Origin of the sequence: Nonomuraea sp. NPDC049646 (assembly GCF_044465525.1) — a bacterium.
In the GTDB taxonomy this organism is placed as follows: Bacteria; Actinomycetota; Actinomycetes; order Streptosporangiales; family Streptosporangiaceae; genus Nonomuraea.
Genome location: NZ_JBITLU010000001.1, coordinates 381,721 through 398,034, shown reverse-complemented (window position 1 = coordinate 398,034; position 16,314 = coordinate 381,721). Strand labels below are relative to the sequence as shown.

At 73.0% G+C, this 16,314-nt stretch carries 14 protein-coding genes; 3 read left to right on the top strand and 11 right to left on the bottom strand.

Going from position 1 to position 16,314, the window contains the following annotated elements:
- Window positions 1–2: 2 nt before the first annotated feature.
- From ACIBQ8_RS01870 to ACIBQ8_RS01840, 7 genes are all read right to left on the bottom strand, one after another.
- Window positions 3–773 carry a sugar phosphate isomerase/epimerase family protein gene (locus tag ACIBQ8_RS01870; protein WP_397168210.1) on the bottom strand — a complete coding sequence of 257 codons (771 nt, stop codon included), beginning with the start codon at window positions 771–773 and terminating at the stop codon, window positions 3–5.
- Window positions 770–1,777 carry a Gfo/Idh/MocA family protein gene (locus ACIBQ8_RS01865; protein WP_397190715.1) on the bottom strand — a complete coding sequence of 336 codons (1,008 nt, stop codon included), beginning with the start codon at window positions 1,775–1,777 and terminating at the stop codon, window positions 770–772. The genes ACIBQ8_RS01870 and ACIBQ8_RS01865 overlap by 4 nt, the downstream gene beginning before the upstream one ends.
- Window positions 1,778–1,809: 32 nt before the next feature.
- A complete protein-coding gene (locus ACIBQ8_RS01860; protein ID WP_397190714.1) occupies window positions 1,810–2,622 on the bottom strand; it encodes a carbohydrate ABC transporter permease in 813 nt (270 codons plus the stop codon).
- The gene (locus tag ACIBQ8_RS01855; protein ID WP_358293385.1) at window positions 2,615–3,547 is read right to left on the bottom strand and encodes a sugar ABC transporter permease; all 933 of its coding nucleotides are present in this window, start codon (window positions 3,545–3,547) and stop codon (window positions 2,615–2,617) included. Before ACIBQ8_RS01855 ends, ACIBQ8_RS01860 begins: the two co-directional genes overlap by 8 nt.
- Entirely contained in the window at window positions 3,544–4,836 is a 1,293-nt protein-coding gene (locus ACIBQ8_RS01850; protein WP_397168207.1) for an extracellular solute-binding protein, read from the bottom strand. The genes ACIBQ8_RS01855 and ACIBQ8_RS01850 overlap by 4 nt, the downstream gene beginning before the upstream one ends.
- A gap of 54 nt (window positions 4,837–4,890) precedes the next feature.
- A complete protein-coding gene (locus tag ACIBQ8_RS01845; RefSeq protein ID WP_397168206.1) occupies window positions 4,891–6,006 on the bottom strand; it encodes a GntR family transcriptional regulator in 1,116 nt (371 codons plus the stop codon).
- 112 nt (window positions 6,007–6,118) lie between these two features.
- A complete protein-coding gene (locus ACIBQ8_RS01840; RefSeq protein ID WP_397190713.1) occupies window positions 6,119–8,362 on the bottom strand; it encodes a hypothetical protein in 2,244 nt (747 codons plus the stop codon).
- A gap of 248 nt (window positions 8,363–8,610) precedes the next feature.
- Here ACIBQ8_RS01840 and ACIBQ8_RS01835 point away from each other — a divergent pair, with 248 nt between their 5' ends.
- Complete coding sequence (locus ACIBQ8_RS01835) at window positions 8,611–9,090, top strand: hypothetical protein (protein ID WP_397190712.1); 480 nt, start codon at window positions 8,611–8,613, stop codon at window positions 9,088–9,090.
- Here the strand turns inward: ACIBQ8_RS01835 and ACIBQ8_RS01830 are convergent.
- From ACIBQ8_RS01830 to ACIBQ8_RS01815, 4 genes are all read right to left on the bottom strand, one after another.
- Complete coding sequence (locus ACIBQ8_RS01830) at window positions 9,079–9,702, bottom strand: cysteine hydrolase (RefSeq protein WP_397190711.1); 624 nt, start codon at window positions 9,700–9,702, stop codon at window positions 9,079–9,081. The two genes, ACIBQ8_RS01835 and ACIBQ8_RS01830, sit on opposite strands and share 12 nt — an antisense overlap.
- An 11-nt stretch (window positions 9,703–9,713) precedes the next feature.
- On the bottom strand, window positions 9,714–10,742 hold the full coding sequence (locus ACIBQ8_RS01825) for an alcohol dehydrogenase catalytic domain-containing protein (RefSeq protein ID WP_397190710.1): 1,029 nt from the start codon (window positions 10,740–10,742) through the stop codon (window positions 9,714–9,716).
- A gap of 149 nt (window positions 10,743–10,891) precedes the next feature.
- Window positions 10,892–12,568 carry an RICIN domain-containing protein gene (locus ACIBQ8_RS01820; protein WP_397190709.1) on the bottom strand — a complete coding sequence of 559 codons (1,677 nt, stop codon included), beginning with the start codon at window positions 12,566–12,568 and terminating at the stop codon, window positions 10,892–10,894.
- Between the two features lie 202 nt (window positions 12,569–12,770).
- The gene (locus ACIBQ8_RS01815) at window positions 12,771–13,925 is read right to left on the bottom strand and encodes an ROK family protein (RefSeq protein WP_397168198.1); all 1,155 of its coding nucleotides are present in this window, start codon (window positions 13,923–13,925) and stop codon (window positions 12,771–12,773) included.
- 161 nt (window positions 13,926–14,086) lie between these two features.
- On the opposite strand from ACIBQ8_RS01815, the gene ACIBQ8_RS01810 reads away from it, so the two are divergent.
- Together ACIBQ8_RS01810 and ACIBQ8_RS01805 are read left to right on the top strand one after the other, a co-directional pair.
- Window positions 14,087–15,388: a glycoside hydrolase family 36 protein gene (locus tag ACIBQ8_RS01810; protein ID WP_397190708.1), complete on the top strand. Its 1,302-nt coding sequence runs from the start codon at window positions 14,087–14,089 to the stop codon at window positions 15,386–15,388.
- On the top strand, window positions 15,385–16,314 hold the full coding sequence (locus ACIBQ8_RS01805; RefSeq protein WP_397190707.1) for a carbohydrate ABC transporter permease: 930 nt from the start codon (window positions 15,385–15,387) through the stop codon (window positions 16,312–16,314). The genes ACIBQ8_RS01810 and ACIBQ8_RS01805 overlap by 4 nt, the downstream gene beginning before the upstream one ends.

The window sequence follows — 16,314 nt, the reverse complement described above, 5'->3', positions numbered from 1 at the left end:
GATCACCGTCCCAGCACCGTTCGGAAGGCGGCCAGGGCCTCGCCGACGGGCGCCGCGTCGGGGTACCAGGCGCGTTCCCACTCCAGCGCCAGGTAGCCCGCGTAGCCGATCCGGTCCAGCTCGGCCAGCACGCCGGGCACGCCGACCGCGCCCTTGCCCGGCAGCACCGGCGCGAGGTCGGCGGGCGAGGCCGCGTCCTTGATCTGCACGTGCCGCAGGTACGGGCCCAGCGCGTCCGCGGTGGCCGCGGCGCTCTCGCCGGCCCGCCACGGGTTGACCACGTCCCACAGGGCGCCGACGCGCGGCGAGCCGACCCCGGCCAGCACGCCGGCGACCGCCTGGCCCGTCAGGAACACGTCGTGCGTCTCCAGCAGCACGTCCACGCCGTTGTCCGGCAGCCGCCCGGCCACGTCCGCGAGCCTCCGAGTCGCGGCGGCGGCCGGGTCGTCCTGCCCTTCGACGCCGCCGAAGACCCGCACGTACGGCGAGCCGAGCGCCTCGGCGATCTCGACGTGGCGCAGCACCTCGGCCACCGGGTCGCCGTCCGGCCGGGCCACGCGGGTGTAGGAGCACACGGCGACGATGCCGATCCCGGCGGCGGCGAACGTCCGGGCGATCGAGCGCAGCTCGGCGTCGGGGGTGTCCGGCGCGACGATCTCGCCTTCGGCGCAGCGCAGCTCGACGGCGGCGCAGCCGTACCGGGCGGCGGTGGCGACGACCTCCTCGGCCGGTGCGCCCGGCATGCCGAGCGTGCTGAACGCGAGCGGGTTCATGGCTGTCCCTTCACTGTGACGGTGGAGCCCCGGCGGGCGGAGTCGTAGACGGCCAGGGCGACGTCGAGGACCGACAGGGCGTACTCGGCGGTGACCTCGGGGGCGGTGCGGCCGGCGCAGGCCCGCGCGAAGTCGGCGAGCTGCGCGGCGAACGCGGTGGCCATCTCGCCGATGCCGGGCGCGGCGACCTGCGTGGCGACGCCGCCCCGGAAGGACCAGACGCCCTCGCCGCGGCTGATGCGCAGCGCGCCCTGGCCGCACACGATCTCCGCCTCGTCGGTGAACGGCAGGCCGGTGCCGGTGACCGAGATCGTCGAACGGGTGCCGTCGGCGTGCCGGGCCAGGGCGACCGCCTCGGTCTCCACCGTCCCGCCGGCGGGCCCGGCGACGTGCGCGGTGACCTCCACGATCGGCGAGCCGACCAGCATCTGGAGCTTGTCGATGCTGTGCGTGCCGACGTTGAGCACGATGCCGCCGCCGGCCATGTCGGCGTCGAGGAACCAGCGGGGTCGGGTGGGGTCGGCGTAGTCGGCGGTGCGCCGCTCGGCGGCCACCACGACCTGGCCGAGCTCGCCCGAGGCGAGGAACCCGGCCGCCGCGCGCAGCATCGGGACGAAGCGCAGGACGTGCCCGACGGCGAACACGACGCCGGCCGCCCGGCACGCCTCGATCATGCGGACGGCGTCCTCGCGGGTGGTGGCGATGGGCTTCTCCACGAGCACGTGCAGCCCGGCCGCGGCGGCGTCGAGGGTGATCGGGGCGTGCAGCGCGTGCGGCACGGTGATCACGACCGCGTCGAGGCCGCCGGCGTCGAGCATCGCCCGGTGGTCGGTGAAGACGCGGGCGCCGGCCTCGGCGGCCAGCTTCTCGGCCGCCTCGGCCCGGACGTCGCACACCGCGGCGACCTTCACCTGCCCGGCGCTCTGGCGGGCGGCGGCCACGTGGAACTCCGCGATGGTGCCCGCGCCGATGACGCCCAGGCGCAGCCCGGATGTTGTGGTCACGATTTCCTTTCCGGATCGGAATGGGCCTGTCGTCAGCCCTTGAGACCCGCGGACATGGTTCCGCGGACGAAGTAACGCTGGGCCAGCACGAACACCACCAGCATCGGCAGCAGGCTCATCATCGCCGCGGCCGTCACGAGCTGGTCGTTGCCGACGAACTGCCCCTTCAGGCTCAGCACGCCGACCGGCAGCGTGTAGTTCTCCGGCGAGGTGAGGTAGATCGTGGGCTCCAGCACGGCCTTCCACGAGGTGGTGAAGGTGAAGACCGCGAGCGTGGCCAGGGCGGGCTTGGCCAGCGGCAGGTGGATGCGCCAGAACACCTGCCAGGGGTTGGCGCCGTCGAGACCGGCGGCCTCCTCGAAGTCCTTGGGGATGCCGAGGAACGTCTGCCGCATCAGGAAGATCCCGATCGGCGTGGCCAGCCAGTACGGCACGATGAGCGGCAGCATCGAGTCCAGCCAGCCCAGCGAGCGGAACAGCAGGAAGTTCGGGACGATCGTGATGACCGCCGGCAGCATCATCGTGCCCAGGGCCATCGTCAGCAGCGCCTGCTTGCCCGGCAGCCGCATCCTGGCCAGCGCGTGCCCGACCATGGCGCTGGTCAGCACGTTCCCGGCCACCGCGAGCACCGCGATCACCAGGCTGTTGGCCAGGTAGAGCCCGAACGGCGTGCGCCGCCACACCTCGGCGTAGTTGTCCCACTGGACCGGGTCGGGGAGCCACGCGGGCGGCACCTGGATGTACTGGGCGAAGCTCTTGAGCGAGTTGCCCAGCGCCGCGACGAAGGGCAGCAGCATGACCGCCGCCCCCGCCAGCACCAGCACGTACGAGACGGTCTTACGCATAGTGCACCCACCTGCGCTGGAGCCGGAACTGCACCAGGGTCAGCGCGAGCACCAGCACGAACAGCACCCACGCCACGGCCGAGGCGTAGCCCATCTGGAAGAACTGGAAACCCTGCCGGTAGAGGTAGAGCACGGTCAGCTCGCTGGCGCCGTGCGGCCCGCCGTCGGTCATCACGAAGACCTGCTCGAACGACTGCAGCGTCTCGATGGAGGTGAGCACCAGCACCAGGAACGTGGTGCCGGAGATGCCCGGCAGGGTGATGTAGCGGAACCGGTTCCAGGCCGACGCGCCGTCGATCTTGGCGGCCTCGTAGCGCTCTTCGGGGATGGCCTGCAGGCCCGCCAGGAAGAGCACCGTCATGTAGCCGACGCCCTTCCAGACCGCGACCGCCGCCAGCGTGGGGATCACCAGCGCCGGATCCTGCAACCAGTTCTCGGCCGGCAGCCCGAGGAAGCCGAGCACCTGGTTGGCGATGCCGGTCTGCGGGTTGAAGACGGCGTCGGCCACGTAGGCGACGACCACCCACGAGGAGACGACCGGCACGAAGTAGGCCGCGCGGAACAGCGCCATGCCGCGCAGCCGCTGGTTGAGCGCGACCGCCAGGGCCAGCGCCAGCGCCGTCTGCGCGGGCACGAACAGCACCGCGAAGTAGGCGGTGTTGCCCAGCGTGCGCCAGAAGACCGGGTCGCCGAACAGCCGGGTGAAGTTGCCGAACCCGACGAACCTCGGCGCGGACATCAGGTCGTACTCGGTCATGCTGAAGAACAGCGAGGCCAGCAGCGGCCAGGCGGCCAGCGCGACCAGGTGCAGGAGGTAGGGCGAGGCGAACGCGAAGGCCCAGGCCCGCTCGCCCGTGCGCCGCCGCCGGGCGGGGGGCCGCGGCTCGGCGGCCACCTGCCCGGAGCGCCTGGTGAGCACCGTCACTGCGTCTTCCCGGCGTAGAAGCGGTCGATGACCTCCTGGGCCTCCTTCTGGCCGGTCTGCAGCGCGGTGGCGACCGGCGTGGCGCCCGACAACGCCTCGTTCATGCGCTTGGCCAGGGCCTCGGTGTACTCCGACCACACGGCGTTGGTGCCGAGGTCGGTGGCCGCGTCGAGCGACTCCAGGAAGACCGGGCCGCGGTCGGCGGGCAGGGCCGCGGCGGCGACCTTCTTGTTGATCGGGATCGCCTCGCCCAGCTCGGCCCATTTGCGCTGCGGGCCCTCGCCGGAGAAGAAGGTGATCCACTTCCACGCGGCGTCGGCCTGCGCGGGGGAGGCGCCCTTGCCGACCACCCAGGAGTTGACGATCGCGACGTTGCCGCGCCCGGCCGGGCCCTTCGGCAGCGGCGCCACGCCGAAGTCGACGCCCGCGCTCACCGCGGGCAGCGTCCGGGCGTAGATGCCGTACGACATGGCTACCCGGCCGGTCGCGAACAGCGTGTGCACGACGCCCTTGCCCATGGCCTCGGTGGTCACGTAGTCGGGGGCGAAGCCGTCCTTGCCCATGGCGCGCAGCATCCAGTCGAGCGCGGCCGTGGACTGCGGGCTGTCGACGACGACCTTGCGGCCCCCGTCGGTGACGACGTCGCCGCCGAACGCCTTGACGATGGGCCACCAGCTCTCGGTGAACCCCGGCGAGTACGCGCGGAAGCCGTAGGTGTCGGGCTTGCCGTCGCCGTTGGCGTCCTTGGTGAGCTTCCTGGCCGCGGCGGCCAGGTCGTCGTAGGTCCACTCAGCCGTCGGCTCGGCCACCTTGGCCTCGGCGAACAGCTTCTTGTTGTAGAACAGCACCGGGGTCTGGGCGCCCTGGGGGAAGCCGAAGACCCGGCCCTGGGCGTCGCGGTTCAGCTCGATGCCGGAGAAGTCGGCGGCGTTGACGGTCTTGACCCGGTCGCTCAGGTCGGCGAGCGCGCCGCGGGCGGCGAACTCCTGCACGAGCACGCCGTCCGACAGCCACACCTGGGGCGCCTGGCCGCCGGCGATCTGCGTCCTGAGCCGCTCGAAGAACTTGACGTACGGCGCGACCTCCAGCTGCACCTTGATCGACGGGTTGGCGGCCGTGAACTCCTTGACGAGCTCCCGCATGGTCGTGTCGGCCGGGTCGCCGGCTGCGGCGTAGAAGCCGAGCTTCAGGGTGACCGCCCCGGAGTCGTCGGCCGGGCCGCCGCACGACGCCGTGCCGGCCACGGTGAGGACGGCCGCCGCGGCAGCGGCGAGCACGCGCACTCTCATTGGGTCCTCCAACAGGAACGAAGAGGGGGGAAGGGGGTGAGGGGGACGCCGCCGTCACGTCGGGACGCGGACCTCGACCAGGCTGCCGGAGGCGGCCCCGCAGGAGGCCCGGACGGCCAGGCGGGGCTGCAGCACGACCCGGCAGACCGGGGCGGCGGGGCCGAGCTCGATCCGGCGCAGCAGCAGTTCGGTCGCCATGCGGCCGACCTCGGCCTTGGGCGGCGAGACCGCGGTGAGCGGCACCTCCGACAGGTCGGCGACCTCGTCGTCGTAGGCGACGACGGCGATGTCGTCGGGCACGGTCAGGCCGACCCGGCGCAGGTAGGGCAGCAGCGCGGTGGCCTCGCGGTCGCCGAGGCACACCACCGCGCGCACCTTCTCGGCGACCAGCGTGTTGGCGTAGGCCAGCATGTCGGGGCCGGTCCAGACGGGCTGCCTGGCCACGGCCTCCGGGATCTCCGGAAGCCCGAGGTCGGCGACGGCCTGGCGGTATCCCGCGAAGACCTGCTCGGAGCTGGCGGTGCCGATCCGGCCGAGGTAGCCGATCCGGCTGCGGCCGAGCCCGCTCAGGTGCTGCACCGCCGCGTAGCCGCCGCCGTGCACGTCGGTGCAGACGTAGCAGGTCGGGTCGGCCGGGCGGGGGTCGGCCGGGCGGCGTTCCACCAGGACGTACGGCACGGGCAGCCCGCGCAGGCGGGCCAGGTGGGCGTCGGGGTCGGCGGCCAGGTGCAGGTTGGGCACCAGCAGCAGACCGGCCACGCCGACGTCGACGAGCTGCTGGATCTGCCCGGCCTCGACGTCGGGGTCGTAGTTGGAGCAGGCCAGCACGAGCTGCACGCCGGCGGCGGTGGCCGCCCGCTCGATGCCCTGCACGACCTGCGGGAAGTAGTAGGTGTTCGACGGGACGAGCGCGCCGATGAGACGCGGCCTGGCCCCCGGGGTGACGGAGCTGGTCACGAAGGTGCCCGACCCCTGCCGGCGCCGGACGAGCCCCTCCTCGACCAGGAGGTCGACCGCGCGGCGCACGGTGTTGACCCCGACCGAGTAGGTCTGGGCCAGCTCCGACTCGGTCGGCAGCCGGCCGCCGACCGGCCAGCGGCCCTGCACGATCTCCTGCCGCAGGCGCGCCGCGAGGGTGCGGAATCGCCTTCCCCTGGGGAGGGAATTCATTCCTTCAGGTGGCTCCATAACGGGATTCTTCTCGTCATTCCAAAGTAATGTCAACCCTAAATTCACTCCGTTATTCGCGGCATATTAGGAATGAATTCCCTCCCTCTGGCGGTCACCAGCGGGCCGTGACGTCCCTGTCGCGGTCGTAGGCGGCGGCCCAGTAGCGGCCCGCGGCGGTCAGGCGGTGACCGGCGAAGCCCACCTCGCCGGTCGGCTGCCTCAGCGCCTCCGACGTCGCGGTGGCCCAGCCGTCGGCGCCCGCGGTCACCGTCACGTAGCGGCCGGCGGAGAAGGTGAACCGCCCGCGCACCGTGGCGGCCACCGGCTGCCCGCTCTCCTCGTCCACCACGCGCAGCCGCACGCGGGCCGCGCCGCCCTCCAGCGTCACCGCCATCGACTGCACGACCATGGGCCGCAGTGCGCTCGCGCCGGTCGTCACGGTGACCGGGGCCGAGGGCGGGCCGCGGTGACCGGCCACGTCCACCGGCACGACCCGGTAGTGGTAGGTGGTGGCGGGCAGCAGGCCGGTGTCGGTGTGGGTGAGGCCGCGCGCCTTCCCGGCGAGCGTGCCGGGGCCGGGGGTGAAGCCCGGCTCGGTCGAGCGGTGCACCTCGTAGTGGGCGACCTCGGTGTCGTCGCGCGCCCGCCCGTACGTCAGGTCCACCGTGGCGTGGCCGAACGCCACGGCCCGCGGCGGCGAGGCCACGCCCGTGGGCGGCCCGGAGTCGGCGGGCGGCTCGGGCCACCTGGCCGAGGGCCCCCAGACCGTGGGCAGCTCCCGGTAGGAGTCGTAGTGGTGCAGCGCGATCCCGGCGAAGGCCGGGCTGCCCGCGAACGCCCGGGAGACCTTGGCCAGCTCGGCCTCCAGCGCGTCCCTGCCCTCCTCGCGGAAGGTGATGCTGGAGGGGTCGCCGCTGGTCGCGATGTCCAGCGTCTCCACGCCGACCACCACCGACAGCGGCTTGCCGATCCGCTCGGCGTAGGCCAGCTCGCCGGCCGCCTGCGCGATGATGCCGGCGCCGCCGTCCGCCTGGTCGCGGTAGTCCATGATCGCGATGTAGTCGCTGAGGTCCTGGACGTGCTCGGCCAAGGTGCGGGTGGTCCCGCCGTAGGTGATGCCGGTGCAGCAGGCGGAGGTGTCCAGCCAGCGCGGCACGGCCGGTCCGAACAGCAGCGGCTGGCCGGAGGCGTCCCGGCGGGCGATCATCGCGCGCAGCGTGTCCAGCCACTGGATCTGCACGTCGGGCTTGCCGCTGGTGAACCAGGGCAGGCTGTACGGCTCGATGTCGACGTTGATCCCGTCGAACCGCTCCGCCGGCTCGGAGGACAGGTTGTAGTCGAGCACCCGTTCCATCTCCCCGACGGCCCGCTCGCGGTAGCGGGACAGCGCCCCCAGGTACGGCGGCCGCGTCCCGCCTGCGACGGTGGCGTGCACCTTCATGCCCCGGCCGTGCGCCCAGGCCACCAGGTCACGCAGCCCGGGACGCGCGTCCTCGATCATGTCGCGCCCGGCGTAGGTGTCCACGCCCAGGTAGAGCGTCGACCCGGCGGGCAGGACGGTCTCCAGCAGGCGGCGCGAACCGGGGTTGAGCACCAGGTTGTAGGACGCCTTCTCCCAGATCCACATCGCCCGGTCCTGCCGGTGCGGCACCGGGGCTTGCCCGCGCGCCGCGCCGAGCGCCACGTACGTGGTGGACGACCTGGACACGTGGCCGCGCGCGTCCACCGCCTCGGCCTCCAGGCTCGCCATCGCGTCGCCGTACCTGGCCGGGTTCAGCAGCGCGACGTGGTGTCCTCGCGCGCCGGCGGCGGGCTGCCAGGGGCCGCCGTTGACGCGCACCCGGACCGAGCGCACATCGGCGCCGGCCACGTCCACCCGGATCGGCGTGGGACGGGTGAGCCGGGCCCCGTCGGCGGGCTCGGTGATCGACACGCGCGGGGCCCTGGCCCGCGGATTGTCCACGCGCAGGGTCAGCGGCGGCGACCAGGCGCCGTAGCGGGTGTCGGCGGCCGTGGCCTTGGCGTAGACCTCGATCTCGCCGTCCAGGGCGCGGGTGTCGAGGTCGTAGGACCAGGTTCCGCTGTCGTCGGCGTCGGGGTCGGCGACCTCGGCCCGTTCCACCCGCTCGCCGTCCACCACGACCGACACGTCGTAGGCGGCGGTGAAGCGGCCGGTCAGCCGTACCAGGCCGGGGGCGTGCTCGGCGGAGTCGATCACGACCGACGGCGGGTCCGCCGCGCTCGCCACGGCCGGTGCGGCCAGACTGAGCGGCCCAGTGAGCGGTCCAGTGAGCGGCACGATGAGCGGCACGGCGAGCGCGAGCGCCCCCGCGATTCTCCACAGCCTTGCGGGCATGAAGCCACCTCCATAGGAATGAATCAACGCCGGAAACGGATATGTCCGGACATTGAATCCATGAGATGGCGAAACGATAGCCCCGAATTTCCGGAAGAAGAATGGCATGAATTCCGGCCACCTGATCGCGGGCGTCCCCAAGGGCTCCGCCCGACGGCGCAGAAAGCGGCCGGGATCCCCCTGGCGGGGGAGGAGGTTCGCGCGCGATGGGGAGGGGCGGCCGCCGGGCGGTCCCTAGCGTTGCGGGCATGGTCGACTCTCATCGCCCGCGGCGCTGGCCGGCGTACGGGCTGGCGGCGCTGATGCTCGGGTACGCGGCGGGCAAGGCCGCCTTCGCAGTCCAGGGCAGGCTCGGTTTCCCCGGCGGGCCGCCCGTGCCGGCGGCCGAGGCCGCGGGCTACTTCCTGGACCCGTCACTCGCGCAGGGGTTCGCGGCGGCCTCCGGGGTGCTGGGGGCCTGCGTCGCCGTGGCCACCGTCACCGCCGCGGGCCGCCGGCTGCGCAGGGGCGCGATGCTCGCCGTGCTGGCGGTGATGCTGGCGGCGCTCGGCGGGGGCGCGGGCATCATGATCCTCGACGGGTTCGTCGGCCTCGGCGTCGGCTGGCGCTGGTACCACGGGATCGTCGGGCTCGTCGTGGCCGGCCTGGCCGCCGAGATGACCCGCTCCTACTGGACGGCCACCCGCCCCGCCCGCCCGAGCCCCGGCTCGGCCCGGTCAGCCCCGTGAGAAGGCCGCGACCAGCTTCTCCGTGGTCAGGATGGCGTGGGCGAAGGTGGGGCCGTTGAGCTCGTGCGCGGCGTGCAGCATCTCCGGCAGGTACGCCGCGGTCGCGTCGCGCACCAGCGTCACGTGGTAGCCCAGCTCCATGGCGAACCGCCCGGTGGACTCGACGCACGTGTTGGCCAGCACGCCCACGGCCACCACGTGCGTGACGCCGCGCTGCCGGAGCTGGAGGTCCAGGTCGGTGTTGGCGAACCCGCTCTGCGCCCAGTGCTCGGCGGCGACGACGTCGCCCTCCTCCGGCTGGAGGTCGGGATGGAACTCCCCGCCCCACGACCCGCGGGCGAAGGTGTGCCGTTCCTGGATGCCGTGCTGCGTCGGGTTCGGATGGTCCCAGCTCTCGTAGTCGCCAGGCTCCCAGCGGCGGTGCGGGACGAACACCACCCGCACGCCGGCCGCCCGCGCCGCGGCGATCACCGCCCGCAGGTTGTCCAGCAGGCCGATCGCCTGCGCCACCGGCCCGAGCCGCGGCCACACCTTGCCGCCCTCGGAGATGAAGTCGTTGTACGGATCGACCAGCAGCACCGCCGTGCGGCGCGGATCGTAGGACTCGGTCACGGCCGCCCCCCTCAGTTGCCGGTGGTCAGGACCATGCGGAAGCGGGCCTGCCCGGCCAGCATCCGCTGGTACGCCGCCGCGGCCTCCTCCAGCGGCGCCTCCTCCGTCCAGGCCCGCACGCCGCTCCGCGCGGCGAACCGCATGGTGTCCTGGGTGTCCACGGCGATGCCGGAGGCGTGCCCGTAGACCCGGCGGGCGCCGCCGACGAGCTGCAACGGAGTGACGGCGAGCGGATCGGTGTCGATGCCGACGGTGATGAGCTCACCCCGCCGGCCCAGCCCGTCGATCGTGCCGGACATCGCCGCCGAGCTGGTCACCGTCGCCAGCACCACCTTGGCCCCGCCGCGCGCCAGCAGCGCGTCGGCGGCCTGCTCGGCGGCGCCGTCGATGTAGTGGGCGGCGCCGAGCTCGCGGGCCAGCGGCTCCTTGTCGCGCCCGCGCGCGATCGCGACCGTGTCGAAGCCCATCCGCGCGGCGAACTGCACGCCCAGATGGCCGAGGCCGCCCAGCCCGAGGATCGCGACGGTGTCGCCCGGCCGCGCCGAGCTGCGCCGCAGCGCGTTGAACACGGTCACGCCCGCGCAGGCCAGGGGCGCCGCCTGCACCGCGGTCAGCTCGTCGGGGATCGCCGCCAGGGCGACGGCCGGCGCCACGACCGAGTCGGCGAACCCGCCCGGGTAGGCGGCGCCCGGCACCTGGAGCTCGGGGCAGAGCACGCCGTCGCCCTCCCGGCAGGCGTCGCAGTGGCCGCAGCTCCCGCCGTACCAGCCGACCGCCACCCGGTCGCCCACGGACCAGCCCGCGACGCCGTCGCCGATCGCGTCGACGCGTCCGGCGATCTCGTGCCCCGGCGTGACCGGGAAGGCGGTGCCCGGGAGCGCGCCGCCGATGATCAGCGCGTCGGAGTGGCACACCCCGCACGCCTCGACGGTGATCCGCACCTGGCCGGGGCCGGGTTCGCGGGTCTGCGCGGGGGCCTGGGCCATGGCGCCGCCTGGCTCGGCGACCTGGATGGAACGGTGCAGGGCAGAAGACGGCATGGCGTCCGCGCTTTCTTCGTACGGGATGCGGCGGCCTCACCGGGAGACCCTCACAAGGGCACCTTTTCCACTTCCGCCTCGTTTACCCCACCGGCGCGCGCGAAGGCCCGGGACCCTGGCGCGGGTCCCGGGCCCGGAGGGGCCGCCGGTCAGCCCGCGGGGACGACCGGGACGCCGCCGAAGGTCACCACCAGGCGGCCGTCCGCGGCGAAGGACCAGTTCAGGGCGCCGCCGTAGGCCGAGCAGCGGGAGCCGTTCGAGCCGGACCAGAACTGGTTGGACGCGTCCGCGGTGCCGACGATCTTGTCGTTGGCGCCGCTGCCGGAGCGGCACGAGGTGTTGTCGCGGAACACCGAGGTGCCGCCGTCGAAGGAGAAGTTGCGCTCGGCGTTGTCGACGGCGACGTTCCCGGTGATCGACATCGTGCCGAGGTTGCGGTTGTAGGTGAAGCCGTGCTTGCCGTTGCGGTAGGCGATGTTGCGCCGGATGACGTGGTCCACCTTGATGTCCTCGCCGCCCAGCTTGTAGCCGTTGCGGTCGCCGTTGCCGGCCTGGCTGCCGTCGCTGAGCGTGCCGTTGCCGTAGGCCAGGGAGTCCTCGACGGTGACCGGGCCGATCGGGCCGGTCTCAGTCTTGGTGTACAGGTCCCAGCCGTCGTCGATGTTGTTGCGGGACACCGCGTACCGGAAGACGTTGCCGGGGCCGACGGTCAGCTTGGCGGCGAAGCCGTCGGCGTCCTCGCCGTCGGAGTCGGCGTTGTCGTGCGAGACCGTGCTCAGGACGAGGTTGCCGGACGGCCACCGGCTCTGCGGCGTGTCGGAGGCGATCCGGGAGAGCTGCAGGCCGGTGTCGCGGTTGTACCGGGTCACCGACCGTTCGATGATGTTGCCGCTGCCGCCGACGAAGATGCCGTTGTCGCCGGCGCGCTCGACGGTGATGCCGTACAGGTGCCAGTACGAGCCGTTGACGGCGAGCCCGCGGTTGGCCGGGTCCTCGCTCTGGGCCGCGAAGTTCAGCACCGGCGTCTCGCCGGGGTAGGCCGACAACGTCTTGCGGGCCGCGGCGGTGCCGTCGTTGCCCGGGGCGATGGTGACCGTCTGGCTGAAGGCGTACGTGCCGCCGCGCAGGTAGATCGTGCCGCCCGCCGCGACGCGGGTGATGGCGGAGGTGAGCGTCGTCGGGTCGGACCGGGTGCCGGTCGCGCCGTCCCTGCCGGTGGGGGAGACGTACAGCGCGTCGGTGGGCGGGGTGACGGTCGGCGTCACGGTGGGCGTGACGGTGGGGGTCGGCGTGGGGCTGGTGGTCGGGCCGCCGCCGGCGGGCTTCAGGGTCCACTGCTTGGTGGCGGCCGAGTCGCAGGAGTTCTGCTGCAGGAGCGCGCCCGGGGCGGTGGAGCCGTCCTTGACGTTGAGGCACTTGCCGCCGTTGGCGTTGACGATCCGGTACGCGTCGCCGGCGGCGGTGAGCTGCCAGGTCTGCGACGCGGCGCCCGTGCAGGTCTCCTGCTGCACGGGCTTGCCCGCGCTGGTGGAGGCGTCGCGGACGCCGGCGCACTTGCCGCTGTGCGCCGCCTTGACCTGGAAGCCGCTCCCGGCGGCGGTGAGGGTGAAGACCTGCCCGGCGGCCTCGGCGCAGGCGTTCTGCGCCAGTTGCACGCCGTCGCCGGTGCTCTGCCCCGGCACGGTGGCGCACAGGCCGCTGCCGCCGTTGACCAGCGTGTAGTTCCCGCCGGCCGGCGCCGCAGAGGCGGGCGTGTTCAGCACGGCGACCAGGCCGCCGGCGGTGAGCAGGCCGGTGGCCAGCACGACCGCCAGTCTCGTCGCCAAGGGTTGGTTCTTACGCACGTCCAGCTCCGTTTCGGTGGAGGAGTGGAAGGGGGGTGCCGCGCGAGCCTTGCCAACCGGTTGCAGTAACAGTGGCTTCGTGCCGAGGAAAGGTCAATACGTCCAGGTAAAACTGCAAACGCTTCGAGCGTTGTGCCTGGTGACGTCGCTATTTCTGCAACAACCGATTGCAGAAAACCTGGAATCAGCGGGTGAGGGGCAGCGGGCCGCTCTCGGGGGTGAACAGCTGCTCGTCGAGGTGGTCGACGGCGTAGTCGATCGCGCCCGCCACCACGCACTCGTCGCCCAGCGTGGACGCCCGCACCTCCGGCATGCGCATGCACCGCCGCTCCAGCCGTTCGCGCAGCGGCCCGAGCAGCACGTCGGCCGACCTGGAGAACCCGCCGCCCAGCACCACGACCTGCGGATCGAGGACGAGCACCATGGCGGCCGCGCCCACGGCCAGATCGTCGAGATAGCGCCCGACCGCCTCCAGCGCCACCGGGTCGCCGTTCCTGGCGGCGGCCAGCGTGAAGCCCGCCGCGTCCTCCGGCGGCGTGCCCTCGGGGACGGCCGCGCACGAGTTGAGGTGCTCGGGCGCGTCGAACCAGCGGGCCTCGGGCAGCATGGAGATCTCCCCGGCCGCCGCCCCGAACCCCCGGTGGACCCGGCCGCCGATGATCAGCCCGGCGCCCATGCGCCTGCCGACGTGCAGGAACACCACGTCCTTGGCGCCCTGGGCGACGCCGCGCCGGGTCTCGGCCATGGCGGCCAGGCGGCTGTCGTTCTCGATCAGCACCTGGCAGGGGAACATCTCCCGCAGCCGGCCCGCCAGGTCGAGGTCGCGCCAGGACGGGACGGCGGCCGAGTAGATGACCCGCCCCTCGATGTCGATGATGCCGATGGTGCCGACGGCGATCGTCCACAGGTCGGAGACCGCGACGCGGCCGAGCGACAGGCAGCCGGAGACGGCCCGCTCGATGGCGGCCAGGCGCTCCTCCAGCGGCGCGTCCGGCAGCACCGGCTGGCGGGTCTCGGCCAGGATCTCGCCGTCGAGGTCGGACAGGGCGGCGCGGATGTTGTGGCCGCCCACGTCGACGCCGACCAGGTAGCCGCTGTCGGCGCGGAAGCGGTAGCGGCGGGCCGGCCGGCCCATCGAGCCGGGGCTCGGCGGCACCTCCTCCACCCAGCCCAGCTCCATCAGCTCGCCGGCGACCTCCTTCATGGACGGCCGCGACAGCCCCGTGCGCTCGGCCAGCGCCGACAGGGTGAGCGGGCCGGCCCGGCGCAAGGCCCGGATGGCGGTCAGCGAGTTGAGCTGTCGCAGCCGTGACAGGTCGCCGCCGCGTAGATCCGCCATCGCCGTCCTTAACGTAGGTCTCCTCTGTAAGCAGAGATTATGCCAGGGCCCCGCTCGGCGGCGCACCACCCACGAACCCCTCCAAATTGGGCGTTGACCCTCCGAAACCGACGGTGCTACTAATGAAGCGCTCCTTCGTAAGTTGAGAGAGATGAGGTCTGATGTCATTCGTTGACGTCGGCGAGATCAGGTGCGACCAGGCCCGGACCCGGGTGTTCGAGCACGGCTGGCAGTCGTGGAGCCCCACCGGCGCCTACGGCCTCGGGGACGTTCCGCCCAGACCCGCCGACCAGACCATCCAGATCCTCTGCTACCGGCCCGGGACGCCCGTCCCCGACGGCGTCTTCCAGGGCGAGGGGCTGCTGGCCGTCGAGACCGGCGACGGCGCGGTCGAGCTGTGGAGCGCGCCCGGACCGCTCCAGGTGCCCTCCGTCCGGGCCCGCCGGGAGGGCGACCGCCTGGTGATCTCCGCCGACGGCCCGGTACGCCACCACCGCGCCGAGGGCGACCTCGGCCGGGCCCTGCGCACCTGGGCCGACGGCATGGCAGAGCCCAGGACGTTCCCCGCCGTCCCGCCCATGTGGTGCACCTGGTACGGCTACTGGGACAAGGTCACCGACGCCGACGTCCTGGAGAACCTGGCGCTGGCCGACCGGCACGGCCTGACCGCCGACATGTTCCTCCTCGACGACGGCTACGAGGCCGGCATCGGCGACTGGCTGGACCCCAGGCCCGGCTTCGGCTCCCTCGCCCGCGCCCTGGACGCCGTCACCGGCTCCGGCCGCCGCGCCGGCATCTGGACCGCCCCCTTCCTGGTCGGCCACGACAGCCGCCTGTTCCACGAGCACCCCGACTGGCTGGTGGACGGCGCGTACGCGGGCCGCATGTGGAACCAGGACCTGGCCGTCCTCGACGTCACCCACCCCGGCGCGGCCGAGCACCTGGTCGGCGTGTTCGCCGCCTTCGCCGCCATGGGCGTCACGCACTTCAAGCTCGACTACCTCTACGCCGGCGCCCTGGAAGGCCGCCGCCACGAGCACCTCGACCCGATCGCCGCCTACCGGCGCGGGCTGGAGCTCGTACGGCGCGGCGCGGGCCCCGAGGCCACCCTGCACGGCTGCGGCGCGCCCATGCTGCCCAGCATCGGCCTGGTCGACATCATGCGGGTCAGCCCCGACATCGCGCCCACCCTGCACCCCCGGTCGGGCGACATCAGCCAGCCCTCCCAGCTCGGCGCCCGGCTGACCGGCGCGGCCCGCGAGTTCCTGCACGCCCGCTGGTGGGTCAACGACCCCGACTGCCTCATCGTGCGGCCCGAGGTGGAGGCCCGGCAGGAGTGGGCGGCGCACATCGAGGGCACCGGCGGCCTGCGCGGCTCCAGCGACCCGATCGCCGCCCTCGACGACTGGGGGCTGGAGACCACCCGCCGCCTGCTGGTCCCCACCGCCACGGACCCGTCGTGATCACCGAGACCGTCCGGGCCGCCGCCGAGACGGCCCCGCGGCGGCCGCCGCGCAGGCGGGCCCGCGACTGGCACGCCTACCTGTTCGTCGGGCCCAGCCTGTTCGGGGTCGTGGCGTTCCTGCTGCTGCCGGTCGTCATCGTCCTGGTGCTCAGCTTCTTCGACTGGGAGCTGCTGTCGGAGCCCGCGTTCGCCGGGCTGGACAACTACCGCCGGCTGGCCGCCGACGGCGAGACCTGGCACGCCCTGGGCGTCACCCTCCTGTACGTCGTCCTGTGCATCCCGCTGCAGACCGTGCTGGCCCTGGTGCTGGCGCTGCTGCTGGACCGCAGGGTCAAGGGCCTGCGGCTGTACCGCTCGTTGTACCTGATCCCGTGGATGGCCACCCCGATCGTCCTCGGCCTGGTGTGGAACTGGATCTTCGACCCGCGCGACGGCGCGCTCAACAGCCTGCTCGGCCTGGCCGGCGTCACCGGCCCCGACTGGCTGTCCGACCCCGCCTGGGCGCTGCCCGCGATCGCGCTGGTCAACGTCTGGCAGCACACCGGCTACACCATGCTGTTCTTCCTGGCCGGCCTCCAGGGCATCCCCAAGGAGCTGTACGACGCCGCCGCCACCGACGGCGCCACCCCCGCCCAGCGGTTCTGGCGCATCACGCTGCCGCTGCTCAACCCCACGATGTTCTTCGTCATGGTGACCAACCTCATCGGCGCCTTCCAGGTGTTCGACACCGTCTACGTCATGACCAACGGCGGCCCCAGCCAGAGCACCGAAGTGCTCAACTTCCGCATCTACGAGACGGCGTTCAAGCAGTTCGACTTCGGCTACGCCTCGACCCTGTCGATGCTGCTGTTCGGGGTCATCCTGCTGGTGACGCTGGCGCAGGTCAGGTTCTTCGGCAAGCGCACCACCTACGACCTGAGCTGA

Coding starts and splice junctions, on each gene's coding strand:
- ACIBQ8_RS01825 (WP_397190710.1), bottom strand. CDS start 10,742: ATGCCGTCTTCTGCCCTGCACCGTTCCATCCAGGTCGCCGAGCCAGGC.
- ACIBQ8_RS01815 (WP_397168198.1), bottom strand. CDS start 13,925: ATGGCGGATCTACGCGGCGGCGACCTGTCACGGCTGCGACAGCTCAAC.
- ACIBQ8_RS01810 (WP_397190708.1), top strand. CDS start 14,087: ATGTCATTCGTTGACGTCGGCGAGATCAGGTGCGACCAGGCCCGGACC.
- ACIBQ8_RS01870 (WP_397168210.1), bottom strand. CDS start 773: ATGAACCCGCTCGCGTTCAGCACGCTCGGCATGCCGGGCGCACCGGCC.
- ACIBQ8_RS01850 (WP_397168207.1), bottom strand. CDS start 4,836: ATGAGAGTGCGCGTGCTCGCCGCTGCCGCGGCGGCCGTCCTCACCGTG.
- ACIBQ8_RS01840 (WP_397190713.1), bottom strand. CDS start 8,362: ATGCCCGCAAGGCTGTGGAGAATCGCGGGGGCGCTCGCGCTCGCCGTG.
- ACIBQ8_RS01835 (WP_397190712.1), top strand. CDS start 8,611: ATGGTCGACTCTCATCGCCCGCGGCGCTGGCCGGCGTACGGGCTGGCG.
- ACIBQ8_RS01845 (WP_397168206.1), bottom strand. CDS start 6,006: ATGAATTCCCTCCCCAGGGGAAGGCGATTCCGCACCCTCGCGGCGCGC.
- ACIBQ8_RS01860 (WP_397190714.1), bottom strand. CDS start 2,622: ATGCGTAAGACCGTCTCGTACGTGCTGGTGCTGGCGGGGGCGGCGGTC.